This is a genomic window from Clostridium sp. AF29-8BH, assembly GCF_003478145.1.
Classification (GTDB): Bacteria; Bacillota; Clostridia; order Lachnospirales; family Lachnospiraceae; genus Otoolea; species Otoolea fessa.
In genome coordinates this window covers 61,988-73,754 of sequence record NZ_QUEL01000016.1, presented here as the reverse complement: position 1 = coordinate 73,754, position 11,767 = coordinate 61,988, and the positions used below count along the sequence as shown (strand labels likewise).

Annotated in this window: 13 protein-coding genes and 3 pseudogenes; all 16 read right to left on the bottom strand. The window is 55.2% G+C overall.

All coding sequences use genetic code 11. From position 1 onward, the window contains the following. Nucleotides 1–335: 335 nt before the first annotated feature. The 16 genes and pseudogenes from DWZ16_RS10420 to DWZ16_RS10340 all read right to left on the bottom strand — a co-directional run bounded on the left by DWZ16_RS10420 (nucleotide 336) and on the right by DWZ16_RS10340 (nucleotide 11,738). Nucleotides 336–1,757: a relaxase/mobilization nuclease domain-containing protein gene (locus tag DWZ16_RS10420; RefSeq protein ID WP_118522739.1), complete on the bottom strand. Its 1,422-nt coding sequence runs from the start codon at nucleotides 1,755–1,757 to the stop codon at nucleotides 336–338. A gap of 72 nt (nucleotides 1,758–1,829) precedes the next feature. Then, complete coding sequence (locus DWZ16_RS10415) at nucleotides 1,830–2,120, bottom strand: CD1845 family protein (protein ID WP_023042378.1); 291 nt, start codon at nucleotides 2,118–2,120, stop codon at nucleotides 1,830–1,832. Nucleotides 2,121–2,281: 161 nt separating this feature from the next. Further along, nucleotides 2,282–2,650 (bottom strand): VapD family protein, encoded by a 369-nt coding sequence (gene vapD / locus DWZ16_RS10410; RefSeq protein ID WP_016306491.1) that lies wholly within the window; start codon nucleotides 2,648–2,650, stop codon nucleotides 2,282–2,284. Between the two features lie 3 nt (nucleotides 2,651–2,653). Beyond that, nucleotides 2,654–2,992, bottom strand: coding sequence for a hypothetical protein (locus DWZ16_RS10405; RefSeq protein ID WP_016306492.1), 339 nt, complete (start codon nucleotides 2,990–2,992; stop codon nucleotides 2,654–2,656). 160 nt (nucleotides 2,993–3,152) lie between these two features. Continuing rightward, nucleotides 3,153–3,493, bottom strand: a pseudogene (gene mobC, locus DWZ16_RS10400) (plasmid mobilization relaxosome protein MobC). Beyond that, on the bottom strand, nucleotides 3,493–3,675 hold the full coding sequence (locus tag DWZ16_RS10395; RefSeq protein WP_107001173.1) for a DUF4316 domain-containing protein: 183 nt from the start codon (nucleotides 3,673–3,675) through the stop codon (nucleotides 3,493–3,495). The pseudogene mobC and the gene DWZ16_RS10395 overlap by 1 nt, the downstream one beginning before the upstream one ends. A gap of 12 nt (nucleotides 3,676–3,687) precedes the next feature. Continuing rightward, complete coding sequence (locus DWZ16_RS10390) at nucleotides 3,688–4,278, bottom strand: hypothetical protein (protein ID WP_227589686.1); 591 nt, start codon at nucleotides 4,276–4,278, stop codon at nucleotides 3,688–3,690. Between the two features lie 132 nt (nucleotides 4,279–4,410). Then, the gene (locus DWZ16_RS10385; protein ID WP_050005650.1) at nucleotides 4,411–4,812 is read right to left on the bottom strand and encodes a cysteine-rich VLP protein; all 402 of its coding nucleotides are present in this window, start codon (nucleotides 4,810–4,812) and stop codon (nucleotides 4,411–4,413) included. Beyond that, nucleotides 4,813–5,010: a hypothetical protein gene (locus DWZ16_RS10380; RefSeq protein ID WP_005927616.1), complete on the bottom strand. Its 198-nt coding sequence runs from the start codon at nucleotides 5,008–5,010 to the stop codon at nucleotides 4,813–4,815. Next, entirely contained in the window at nucleotides 5,007–5,654 is a 648-nt protein-coding gene (locus tag DWZ16_RS10375; protein ID WP_107001175.1) for a DUF4366 domain-containing protein, read from the bottom strand. The genes DWZ16_RS10380 and DWZ16_RS10375 overlap by 4 nt, the downstream gene beginning before the upstream one ends. After that, the gene (locus tag DWZ16_RS10370) at nucleotides 5,641–5,907 is read right to left on the bottom strand and encodes a DUF4315 family protein (RefSeq protein ID WP_005927622.1); all 267 of its coding nucleotides are present in this window, start codon (nucleotides 5,905–5,907) and stop codon (nucleotides 5,641–5,643) included. The genes DWZ16_RS10375 and DWZ16_RS10370 overlap by 14 nt, the downstream gene beginning before the upstream one ends. Nucleotides 5,908–5,929: 22 nt before the next feature. Further along, nucleotides 5,930–7,596 (bottom strand): annotated as a pseudogene (locus DWZ16_RS10365) (NlpC/P60 family protein). A gap of 279 nt (nucleotides 7,597–7,875) precedes the next feature. Continuing rightward, nucleotides 7,876–10,142: pseudogene (locus tag DWZ16_RS10355) on the bottom strand (DUF87 domain-containing protein). Between the two features lie 79 nt (nucleotides 10,143–10,221). Further along, entirely contained in the window at nucleotides 10,222–10,608 is a 387-nt protein-coding gene (locus tag DWZ16_RS10350) for a PrgI family protein (protein WP_016306500.1), read from the bottom strand. A gap of 44 nt (nucleotides 10,609–10,652) precedes the next feature. Next, nucleotides 10,653–11,306, bottom strand: a complete 654-nt coding sequence (locus DWZ16_RS10345; protein ID WP_107001178.1) for a DUF7007 domain-containing protein — start codon at nucleotides 11,304–11,306, stop codon at nucleotides 10,653–10,655. A 9-nt stretch (nucleotides 11,307–11,315) separates the two neighbouring features. Next, the gene (locus tag DWZ16_RS10340) at nucleotides 11,316–11,738 is read right to left on the bottom strand and encodes a SpoVG family protein (protein ID WP_227589684.1); all 423 of its coding nucleotides are present in this window, start codon (nucleotides 11,736–11,738) and stop codon (nucleotides 11,316–11,318) included. Nucleotides 11,739–11,767: the final 29 nt, after the last annotated feature.

The window sequence follows — 11,767 nt, the reverse complement described above, 5'->3', positions numbered from 1 at the left end:
AAACGATAAAAAGAAAGAGAACTTGTTGATATAAAAAAATATCATTCTTTTTGCATAAACATATAAAAACTCGAAAAGCGATTGATAAATCACCGAAAATTTGTGGCGAATTTTCTTAATATAGATATTTTAAGGAGGTATTGCGTAAAACAATAGATGTTGTATAAACTCAATAATCTTTTTTGCAGTATATTGCTAAATAGCTAAATGGCAAGCAATGCCTCTGTGGCCACAAGTGGCACAAAGGCTGCTTGTTGGGGCTCGCCCCAAACCCATATCTTCGGGCCAACATGGCCCGAAGTGTCAGCGTCGCTTTGCTCCTTATTTTCATAACCTTAACGCTCCTTTTCCTGCTTTCTTCCCGGCTCGGTGTAGCCCATCAGAGTGTCAATGTTCGCCTTGATTGTGACGATCTCCTGCATATCCCGTCGTGCCTTCTGGTATTCTCCATAGAGCTGTTTTTTCTTTGCTGTGAGCTTACGGCCTTCTTCCTTCAGCACATCCATTTTGGGGAGCTTTGCCCCGCCCAGCAGAGAGCGCATTTCCGCTTGTGCAACCCGGTACAGTTCAAGGTCGGCCTCATGCTCCGCAAGGAATTTCCTGCTGTACTTCGTCGCCTTATACTGCTCAAAGACTGGGCGGGTTTTGGCATACTGAACCGTTGCAGCCTTTAGCCCGGCATTGGTTTTCATAGCCTGTTCCGTCTGCTTGACCTGCTCGGAAATAGCATGGAAACGGTCTGCCGCCTCGGTGGCTTTCTGCGCCAACTGCTCATAATCGGTCAGGTTATTGTCCTGTATATAGGCAAGAGCGGCGGCCATCTGCTTAATGTTAAATACCTTCGCCCAGCGTTCATATCCAGGCCCCTTACCGGCAGCCAGCTTTGCTTGAATATCCACCGCCAGACTGATTTTCCGTTCCGAGCGCCCGGGGCGTTTTTCTTTGCCCTCAATGGCAGACAGAACATCTTGCAAGTCGTAGCCGTCTCCCAGCGTGGAAGCCCGCAGACGGGTAAAGCGTTCCTGTCCCTGCCCGGTCAGCCGGAAACTGATACCGCCGCCCCGAACCGTCTTGACCTCATATCCGGCCCGCTTCATCAGATTGAGAAATTCGTCCAGATCAGCGGGGCGTTCCGCCAGCGCAGTATCAATGGCAAGGCGCAGTCTGTCCTGATAGGAAAGCGGCCCTTTTCGTTCTTTCTGCCATTCTCCATAATTCCGATACTTGCCCTTGCTCCGGGGCTTCGGGTTCTCTACAATGGACAGCCCGTTTTCAAGGCACAGCCTGTCAGAGAGCCGCCGGAGGGCGAAGCTGGAGCCCCAAAAGTTTCGGAATTTCCGGGTGCAGTCAAGGGTGGTGGAGTTGTAATAAATGTGACAATGGATGTGCTGCTTATCGGTGTGCGTGGTAACGATAAAAGCGTGCCGCCCCTTTGTCCAGCGCATAGCCAGCTCATAGCCGATACGGTTCGCCTCCTTCGGGGTGATCTCGCCCGGATAGAAGGATTGTCGTATCTGATAGCACAGCACATCATTTTCTTTTTTCTGTTCCCGGCCCGTCATAGCGGCATAGCTGGCTTTTGCCAAAAGGAACTCGTCCGCCACGGTGGCCGGATCACATTCATAAGCGGAGATATACTTTCCTCTTTCTGTTTTCTCCGGGTCCTTGCCATAGTCCAGACAATCCCGGATTGCCTCGGCAATCGTTTCGCCTTCGCCCGCATGGCGCTGCAACAAAGTGTGGTAGCCAGAAATCATCCCTCCTTTCCATGAGAAAAGGGCGGCCCATCCAGACCGCCCCGACTTCGGGCCAACATGGCCCGAGGCTGTTTAACTTGCCAGAAACCGGTACAGAGCGGATTTGCCTCCGTCCAGCGCCCAAAGAAGGGAGCCCGCCGCCGCTTGCAGTCCATACGGCGAAAGAAGGAAAGCGAGAAACAGAAATACAATCCCGCCTATGGGCGTCGGCGTGAAAAAGAGAGCGACACCCAGCACCACCAGAATCACAGAGGCAATCGTCAGCAGGACGGCACAAATATCAAACAGGAATACCAGCAGAGCCGCCAGAAGGGACAACGCTAAAGCAAAGGGAGCAACCAATATTTTCAGCAGTATCTTCATCTCCAAAACCTCCTTTATCTATCCTTCCTACCTCTATTTTATCATGCCTGCCCGGGGACATAAATGTTGCGAAAGATTAGTGAATCCTGTCCCAAACCTTCGGGCCATGATGGCCCGAAAACAGAAAAAGCAGGACACATTCATGTCCTGCCAAATTTCTGCTATTCTGTTTCCTGCTGCGGGCAATCGGGAACTGTCAGCAGCGAAGTGTCGATAACAATATCCTCTGCTGGTTTCAAGAGCTCTGTCAAATCGTGCTGCCGTCCCACGTTGGTCACATCAATTTTATTCACGCATATTCCAATCCACGGAAACTGTCTGCTTAATTCATCCATCAAGTCGTATATATCAGCAGTTGCCAGCTTATCATCCGATATGTAGCCGGAGCCTTGACGGTGAGAAAAACGATGCCGTTTGAAGAACCGGCGCAAGTCGTCATACGCCTGCCGGTAATTGGCTCCGGGGTAATGCTCTTTTAATTGATGGGTGTCCAGATCAAAATTTAAGGCTTTGAAATATTTTCTCTCCAAAACTCAAGCCCTCATTGCTGTTTTTTCCTGATAGTGGGTCAACAGATCTTCTTCATTGAAATCATCTGGACTGTCAGAATCGTCACTGTCACAAAGACGCCACACAGAAACATTATCCATGAACCATGTCTGCCGCTTCAAGGTATTGACGATCCGGCCGAACAGACTAAAATCCCTCGCTCTGCCGCAGTCACGGAATACCAAAGCGCCGGAACCATCCTCCATACGGGGAAGGCCCACGGTTTGGAATGTATGATTGATTGTGTTGTAAATGCCATCCAGCCGGTACTTATTTTCGGCTGTGATTTTATCATCATTCATGCGAATAACCATTTTCAGCATGGTATCAGCCTCCCTTCTTGAATTATTATATCATTATAGAGCTGGTTCTACAATCTTGAAAATCTGAATTTTTTATGACGGGCTTCGGGTCATGCTGGCCCGAAGTGGTAAAAAAAGAGCAGGGCGGCAAGCCCCACAACGGAAGCCTGCCGCCCTCGTCTTACTTTGCCACCAGCTCGGAAAGCTCCCGCAGCACTTTTGACACCTCGCCCCACAGCTTTTCATAGTCCCGCTTCAATCCGTCGATTTCCTCCGGGTACACGCCATAGGTGTGTGCGTGTACGGCGACCTGATTGAGATTGTTGGAACAGCGCCGTTGCAGAGAGATCAATTCTTTTACGGGCGCAAGGTCGATGTGCAGGATATACCCGTTCAGAGCCATTTTCCGTACATAGGCCCCGGCGTTGGAAATGCCCGCCTCGGCATCCGTTCATGGATGGCTGCCAGCTCGTCCGGCGTTACCATGACGTGCAGATGGACATTCCGCTTGCGGTTCTCCATCATCGTTCCAGCTCCCGGCCTTTCCGGCGCTTTTTGGGTTCCTTTACCTTATCCAGCGGTTTTGCGTCCAGCTCCGGGGGCGTGGGTTGGATGGGCGTGTTGTTGGGTACGCCGTCAATCATGTTGCAGTTCTGCTCCGTGGAGAGCTCGGCGGTTTTCAGATAGTTGTCTTTTTCGTGCATGGCGATCCTCCTTTATCGTTCCTCATGGTTTTTATGGCTCCGCTTCTGGCCGGGCTCCTTCGGGGGTTCCTGCCCTCTGGTTCCTTCTTTGAGCCGGGCGGTAATGGATGAGCGCACCCGGTCAGGATTGCCCGGTGCTGGTTTCAGTTCATAATCCTCCATTTGCTTTTCGGTCAGCGGCTTTGTGTAGGTCAGTTCGCCCCATGCCATCAGCCTGCCGTCTGCCACAGGACGCCGCCTGTCATCGTCGTAGTTGACAATGGAAAGAGGCTGGTTATCCGGCGGCTTCGGGTAAGTTCCTATGTCCACGGGCCGCTGGGTGGAATAATAGCGGTAAACGCCTTCCGGTCCCAGCTCGGTATGCTTGACCGCCGCATGGTAAAGCTGCTGATAATCGTCCACCCGGCGGTCAAAATCCCGCTGCGCCCATGCCTGGCTGTTTCCATAGCGGCCCCAGTAGTAATCCCGATGGCCGTTTTCCCCCTCGGTAAACTGCCAGGTCACAAAGGGGCTCGGCGCTCCCGGATTATGCCCAAGCGCAAAGCCGTGTCCAGTTTCAAAGGTGGCAGCTTTCAAAATCACATATCCTTGTACTGTCTCCAAGAGATCCCTCCTTTCTGTGCCTCGGGCCAACATGACCCGAAGTGCTGGATGTTACGAAATAAGAGGGCAGACCGGGGAGGAATGTAATAAGATATTCCCACCCCGGAAACACCCTCAAAAAAGCCCGGAATGTCAAGCCTTTGGAGGCGGCAAATCGTAACAGCCGCCCGGCCTTTTCTCCCGCATTTTCCTCATGCGTTCCCGGCTTTTCCGGCGGTTCCCTTCGGCCTTGCAGGCGTCGGAACAGTAGGCTTGACGCCCCTCGGGCAAAAACGCCTTTCCGCAGACCGCACAGGCCCGCAGCTCCGGGGAGATGCCTTCCGTTGTCAGCGACGCTTGAAGCTCCGGGTTAAGAGGCAGGACAGCCTCACGGAAATAACGGCAGTACGCCCCTGTCCAGCACTTGTGCAGCATATAGCAGGCACAGTCAAGAGGAAGGCACAGGCCGCTTTCCCGGTCATAGTTGGCGCACATCCCCGTGACCAGAGTGCGGATTTTCTTCTTCTCGTCACGGGTCAGCTCCCGGGCGTCCATTTATGACTTCGGGCCACGATGGCCCGAAGGGCGGGGCTCCACGATCAGCGCCCGGAACTTCTTCCGGCACTGTTTTTTCTTTCCTTTGCACTCCTTGTAGTAACGGCATCCCTTACAAGGATCGTCATTGTCCCAGCCGGGGTGCGGTACTTCCTTCATCATTCGTTCAAAAGGGCTGCTTGTAAAATTCATTCTCATTCCTCCGTATCTTCCTCCCACGGCGGGGTATCTTCGTCCTCGGGTTCCTCTGCGATCTCCTCCAGCTCCCCGTCCTCATATTCGCAGTAATCATCCTCCAAATCCGGGGCCTCATGCTTCGGCTTGTAAATCTTGAAATAGTAACCAATCCCACCGCCGGCCAGCACCACCGCACCGATCAGGAGCAGAGAGAGAAGGGGGCTGTCCTTTTTCTCCGGCTCGGGTTCCGGTACTTCCTCCACAGGTTCGGTGGGCTTTGGCTCTGGCTCCGGGGTCACTTCTTGGGGCGGTTCCTTACCCTGTTCGGCAAGAGGCAGAAGGTCGTCTGTGGTAACGGTATTGAGGAAATAGACGTTCTCGCTGGTTTTCTGTTTGTCGATCACCAGATAAAACACGCTCTCGTCTGCGGTGGTGATGGTGTAGAACTCTTTACCGTCCTCGTCGGTGGCGTTGTCCACCACGGTTCCCGTCCCGTCCGGGGTAAAGGGGTTCTGGGTTTCCGGCTCCGCTTCGGTTTCCACCGGGGCGGGAGCTGTCTCCGGCTGCGGCTCGCTGCTCTGGGCGTAGGCCGGGACCGTAAAGATCAGGCAACACAAAAGGCTGGCAGCCATCGCCGCCAGCCTGCGGTATTTAGTTTTCTTCATGGGCTGTGTCCTCCTTTTCGGGTGCCTCCGGCTTCGGGTCAGTATGGCCCGAAGCGGTAAGGCTGTTTTTGGGGTCATTCAAAAAAGCCATAAGCTGGGCGGGGGTCAGTTTGAGCGAGCGCACCGCCTGCACGATCTGGCTGTTTTCTTCCTCCTGTTTCTGCTTTTCCAGCTCCCGGATTTTGGCCTGCCACTCGGCTGCCTTCTCCCGGGCTTTTTCCAGTTCCTTATCGAGCTTGTCGATCTTGTTCATGCAAGGACTCCTTTCCTCTGGCTCACAAACGCCCGAAGGCATAGAAATGTGTCTGCCAGTAGCTTGAATTGATGTTTGCGTATTGGATGGGCGAACCACAATGAAGCATCATCCCGTCGCCCACATAAATCCCCACATGGGACACAGGGCCGGGGCTGTCATAGGTTCCCGTGAAAAAGATAATGTCGCCGGGCTTTGCCTCGGAGGGAGAAATGATAGCGCACTGGTTGTAAATGCCCTGCGCCGTGGTACGGGGCAGGTTGTGGACGCCGCTGGCCGTGTACACCCAGCAGACAAAGCCCGAACAGTCAAAGGAGGTGGACGGGCTGGAGCCGCCCCACACATAGGGCCAGCCGATATACTTTGTGGCTTCTTCCATGAGCGCCGCAAAAGCCGGGTCATCCAGCGCCTCGCCGGGTATCTCATAGCTGGGGCCGGTATCTTCGCCGCCGTTGTAAATCCCTTCCCACAGATAGGGCTTGTTGCCTTTGAGCTGCTGCATAACGGTGTAGATTTCCCGCTGCTGTTCGTTAAGCCTCGGCAGGATCACGGCAGGCAGCGTCTTGTTTGTGAGGGTCACATTTAAGATGTAATACTCATAGGGGACTTCCTCGGTGGTGGTTTCCCCTGTCTCCGGGTCGGTGCTGGTTTCGGTGCGGTAGCGTATCTCGACTTCCTCCGTCAAGGTCAGTTCATACTGTGCCTCAAAGATCTCCCGCAGCTCGTCCTGCACCTGTTCCCGGAAATACACATGGTACTTTGCCGAGAGATAGGACGCCAGCTCATAGGGGTTATGGCCGATCTCGTCCACGGAATAGCGGTACTCGTCATAGCCGGGATGGGTGCTTTCGATGTTTGCCACCGTCTGCGCCAGCTCGTTTTCCAGCGCCGTGTAGTCCTCGTCTACGCCCAGCAGGTCCGTATCCTCCGAGGCGTAGGAGGTGCCGGATAACGCATTGGCAAGGCCGCTGCCAAGCGTGGGGAAGATGGAGCTTACCGCCGACACAAGAAAACAGAGCAGCAACAGCAGGAGCAGGACCAGCACCGCCACGGGATGACGGGTCACAAACTGCGCCGCCCGCCGGGTCGCAGTTCCCGAAGCGGCAGCGGTTTTCTTTGCGGCCTTTGCGCCCTGTTTTGCAGCCGCCTTTGCTTCTTTGGAATACCGGCGTTTCAGTTTCCATTTCTGCTGCACACGGGAAAGCGGATTGCTGGCAAGCTCCGGGTGCTCGGAGGCCATCTTCTGAAAATCCATATTGGCCCGGGCTTTTATGTCCTTCCGTTCCCACTTTGCCACCTTCCGGGCCGGGTGTTCCTGCCAGCGGCGTTTGGCATACCGGGTCAGTTTCCGGGCTCCGGCCTCGGCCACAAGTTCCGACTTATGGGCTCCTTCCACACCCACATTTTCATGCTCGACTTCGTGGATCTTGTTGTGGACATAGAACCATGCTTCTGTACGGGCTCCCCGGACTGCCTTTTTTGCAAGCCCCGGCGGTTTCTTCGCTGCCCGTTTTGCCTCGGTCTTGTCCAGTTTCTCCCGAGCCTTTCCCAGCTTTTTCCCGGCGTGTTCCGCTTTTGCCTGTGCTTTCTGGTACTTGTCCTTTTTGCTCCCGGCATTCTCTGCGGAGCCTCCGGCTCCTGTGCCTTGCTGGTATCCTGCGGCCCGCCCGCTTCATCCTCCTGCCTCATGCGGTCAGAGGGACGGCTTTTGCGGCTGTCCTCTTGAAACTTGCCGCTTTTGGACTTCGGGCCATCGTGGCCCGAAGGGCTGTCCTGCCCGGTATCCTCGTCCTCAAACCGCAGGCGTCGGGATGGTGCAGGGGAAGGCCCTTCCCGTTCCGCCGGTCCGGGGCGATTGCCCCCGGTATCCTCCGTCGGCCCCGGCCTTTGAAAACTCCGTTTGTCCGGTTTCTTTCCGATGATGTATCCCTCCTTTCCAAACCTCGGGCCAGCATGGCCCGAAGTGTGTTATGCCCGGTTCATTTCCTGTTTTTTGTCCTCCGGGCGGGTGGTCATAATGGCGTACAGCTCGGTGTTCTGCGGGAAGCGGTCAACAAACGGGATGGTGGTGTTCCCGAAGAACAGCAGCCCTTCGCCGGAATTGGTATGGGTCACATAGGAAAGCTGGTGGGGGCTGATCCCAAGCTGTTTGGCTAAAATCTGCCGGTCCCCCTGTGCCTGCGAGAGCAGCACAAGGAAGTCCGAGTTTTCAAAGATGTTCTCGATCTCCGGGCTTGCCAGAAAATCCTTTACGTTCTGCGTTAAAGCACTCGGAACGCACCCTTTTTTCCGCAGCATTTTCCAGATCGCTACACAATAGCTTGCCGTCAGACGGTCACGGAGCAGCACATGAAATTCGTCAAAGTAGCACCATGTAGCGATACCGCGGAGGAAATTCATGGACACCTGCGAGTTTACCAAGTCCTGCATAATGAGCATGGCAATCGTCCGAAGCCCGGCTCCCAGCTTTTTTAAGTCAAGGCATACCAGACGGCGGTTTAAGTCCACGTTGGTTTCATGGTTGAACACGTTAAGGGAACCGGACACATAGATTTCAAGAGCCGTCGCCAGCCGCACCGCCTCGCCCTCCGGCTGGGAACAGAGCAGGTCATACAGGGTTTGGAGGGTCGGCATTTTGCTTGTTTCCGGGTCCTGCAAGTGTTCCCGGTACATCTGGCGCACACAGCGGTCAATGACGGTACGCTCCACCGGCTGCAAGCCGTCCTTGCCGCCAACGATCAGCTCCATCAGCGACAGGATAAAGTCGGCTTTCAGCGCCATCGGGTTTTCCTCGTCGAAGCTCAAATCAATGTCCATCGGATTGATGTGGTGGGGGCTGTCCGGGGCGATCTCGATGACCTGTCCGCCCAGCCGCCTGATAAGGGGCGAATATTCGCCCATCGGGTCCACCACGATAATGCGGTCTTTTGTGGCAAGGAACACATTCACAAGCTCCCGCTTTGCGGCAAAGGATTTGCCGGAGCCAGGCACGCCGAGGAACAGGCCGTTGGGGTTTTTGAGCTTTTTCCGGTTCGCCATGATGACGTTATGGGAAAGTGCGTTGAGCCCGTAATAGACGGCTTCGCCATCCATGCGGAGCTCCTGCGTCATAAAGGGAACGAAAATGGCCGTGGAGCTGGTCGTCATGCCGCGCTTGATCTCAATGCCGTTATGGCCCAGCGGAAGGCTGGAAAGAAAACCGTCCTCCTGCTGGAAGTCCAGCCGCTTCAAGGTGCAGTTGTATTTCTGGACGATACCGGACACCGTGAACAGGTCATTGTCCAGCTCCCGGCGGGTCGGAGCCATGTTTACCACAAGGAAGGTCAGCAGGAACATTCTTTCATTCCGGCTCTGTAAATCTTCCAGAAGGGTCTTTGCGTCGTTGCTGTATGTTACGAGGTCGGGCGGAAGTATGTCCATGTCGTACCCTGACCGGGCTGCCTTCTTTTGTTCCTCCACCTTCATCTTGTCAATGTCGGAGACTTTGGCCTTGATGGATTTTACGGCGGCGGCCTGATCAACGGTCTGGATATGGAGGGTGATGGTCATTTCCGCATCCATTTCCAAAAGCTCCGCCAGCAGCTTGTCCGAGAGCTCCGAGGCCAAAATCTGCAAGTAGGAGGCAGCGCCCCAAGTCGTCCCCACCCGGAACAGTCGGCTGAAACGAAAATCGAAACTGTCCGGGGCGATAAAGTCTTTGGTGGAAAGCCCGGTTTTGGGGATCATATCCCATGAAAACCGGAAGGGGGAGCCGCTGCCGGGGTGGAGCTGCCCGTGAAGAAGCTCCAGCCGTTCCAGCCCTGAAAGGGAGCGGCACTTGACGCCCAGCTTTTTGAAGTTCCCGCAAATGTCCGCCTCTACACGTTCCAGCCTTGCCCTGGCGGTGGAAAGGTCGTCCACGTTCACGCCGAGGTCAGGAGCTTTGTGCGGACAATGCCGTTGTTGCTTTTGGCGATCTGGTTTTCCAGCATTTCCACATACTCACACCGGACGCTGTTGTAATCGTCATCCTGCATGGGGATGTTCACGCTGTACCGGCTGCCCGGGCGGCTTCGGTGGTTGAGGAAGGAAAGCTGGAACGGAAGGCTGCTGTCAAAGTAGTTGAGGCAGGCGCTCCACCCGTCAAAGATGGCCGCCTGATCTTCGGACTGTGCGAGCTGGTAGTTGATGTCCTCGTATTCAATGGTTTTGGTGTAATAGCGGTCCGTTACCCGGCACACCCCATCCCGGTACATTTCCCGGTAAGGGAGGGTCTGCTGGGCGGTGGTGGGAATGTTCTTTCCCTTTGTGAACAGGCCGGTAAGGCCCTGCTTTTCAGGCTTTCTGCCTGCGGGCTTTCCGGCCCTTCTGCTGTTTTGCAATCGGCTGCGCCTCCTTTCTGGCGCTAAGCAGCGCATAGAAGTTTTCGGTTTTGTAAGGCCGCACCCGGGGATAGAGGAACCGGGTGCGGATGATGTTTTTCAGCACTTTTTCCAATGGCAGGCCGTCCCGCTCATACATAGCCAGAAAGAAGAACGGGAGCATGAGGCCGATCATTAGGAACATGGCGGCGCTGTTCCCGATACTGTCACGGGAAAGCAGGTAGGCCGGGAGCCCCACCGCCGCTGCGCCGGAAAAACAAACAAGCTGGCGCTTCGTCAGATTGAAGGCCAGCTTTGTCTTAATTTTGGAAAGGTCTTTTGGTACTGGCACATAGGCCATTTGGGTACACCTCCTTTACTGCTTCGGGCCAGCATGGCCCGAGGTCATCTTGCGGCCTCTTTGGCCGGGGCTGTACTGCGGGCGGCTTCGGCGGCCTTACGTCCGCTCTGCCTTGCCCGCCAGTATTCGGGATTATACTGCCGGATGGACTGGTTGAGGTTTTCTTCAAACTGCCCTTTGTCCTTAATGCGGTCAGGTATGTTCCACAGCTTTTTGTCCAACAGTTCCCGGAGCACCACACTTTCCTGCGCGTCCTCCTCATAGCAGATATAGCCCTTATCCTTGAAGCCGCACTTTTTCGCTGCTGGGGAGAGGACGGCGGCTACCTCGTTTGCCACCATCGTTCCGCCGTGGCTGGCGGTAGATACCAGAAACACCCCTGGACAGAGGGTTTCACAGCTCTGCACATCACCCCACGGGGAACTTTTCGGCGCATGGAACATTCCGCCCGTCCGGCTCCGGTCCGCCTGCATGAGCGCCGCCTTTTCCAATATGGCGCGAAGTTCCGGGGAAAAGTAGGCGTATTCCCGCAGGACACGGGCGGCCTCCCCGCCGCAGGCGTTCATCAACAGGGTATAGGCATCGCTGTCCGCTTTGGTACAGCGGCCCAGCAGTTTTCCGTCGTAATAGCAGGCCGCGTCATAGCCCGTCCGTTTGCGTGGCATGGTTCCCGCCTCCTTTCTGCTTCGGGCCAGCATGGCCCGAGGTCAACGCTCTGCGCTGCGGCTGGGCTTTTCCTTCGGAGGCCGTTCTGCCTTTGCCTGTTCGGCAGCCGCTTTTCCGGCTTTGAGCTGGTCGCTGATGGATGCACGCCCCACAGAGCCACGCTCCGCCATCTGTTCCAGCTTTGCCTCATAGGCTTGCAGAACAGCGGTGTTGAGCTGTTCCCGGAACTCCTTTGTGACAGGGTAGGCCATATCCCGGTAGCCGCCTTTGCCGTCTGGCTGGCTGGGCATCCCAAGAAAGAGCCCCTTGCTGCCCTGTACGATTTTCAGATTTTCCACCACAAAGCAGTCATTGAATTTCACGCTGGCAAAGCCCATGAGGTTTTTCACAGGTTCGATGACCCGCACGCTTACATCCAGCTTTATAGGGGCAGCTGGTGTTCCGCCCGCATTTTTTTCCTGCATGGATTTCTCCTTTCCGCTTCGGGTCAGCA

Coding starts and splice junctions, on each gene's coding strand:
- DWZ16_RS10420 (WP_118522739.1), bottom strand. CDS start 1,757: ATGATTTCTGGCTACCACACTTTGTTGCAGCGCCATGCGGGCGAAGGC.
- DWZ16_RS10415 (WP_023042378.1), bottom strand. CDS start 2,120: ATGAAGATACTGCTGAAAATATTGGTTGCTCCCTTTGCTTTAGCGTTG.
- DWZ16_RS10405 (WP_016306492.1), bottom strand. CDS start 2,992: ATGCTGAAAATGGTTATTCGCATGAATGATGATAAAATCACAGCCGAA.
- DWZ16_RS10395 (WP_107001173.1), bottom strand. CDS start 3,675: ATGCACGAAAAAGACAACTATCTGAAAACCGCCGAGCTCTCCACGGAG.
- DWZ16_RS10385 (WP_050005650.1), bottom strand. CDS start 4,812: ATGGACGCCCGGGAGCTGACCCGTGACGAGAAGAAGAAAATCCGCACT.
- DWZ16_RS10380 (WP_005927616.1), bottom strand. CDS start 5,010: ATGAGAATGAATTTTACAAGCAGCCCTTTTGAACGAATGATGAAGGAA.
- DWZ16_RS10375 (WP_107001175.1), bottom strand. CDS start 5,654: ATGAAGAAAACTAAATACCGCAGGCTGGCGGCGATGGCTGCCAGCCTT.
- DWZ16_RS10370 (WP_005927622.1), bottom strand. CDS start 5,907: ATGAACAAGATCGACAAGCTCGATAAGGAACTGGAAAAAGCCCGGGAG.
- DWZ16_RS10350 (WP_016306500.1), bottom strand. CDS start 10,608: ATGGCCTATGTGCCAGTACCAAAAGACCTTTCCAAAATTAAGACAAAG.
- DWZ16_RS10345 (WP_107001178.1), bottom strand. CDS start 11,306: ATGCTGGCCCGAAGCAGAAAGGAGGCGGGAACCATGCCACGCAAACGG.
- DWZ16_RS10340 (WP_227589684.1), bottom strand. CDS start 11,738: ATGCAGGAAAAAAATGCGGGCGGAACACCAGCTGCCCCTATAAAGCTG.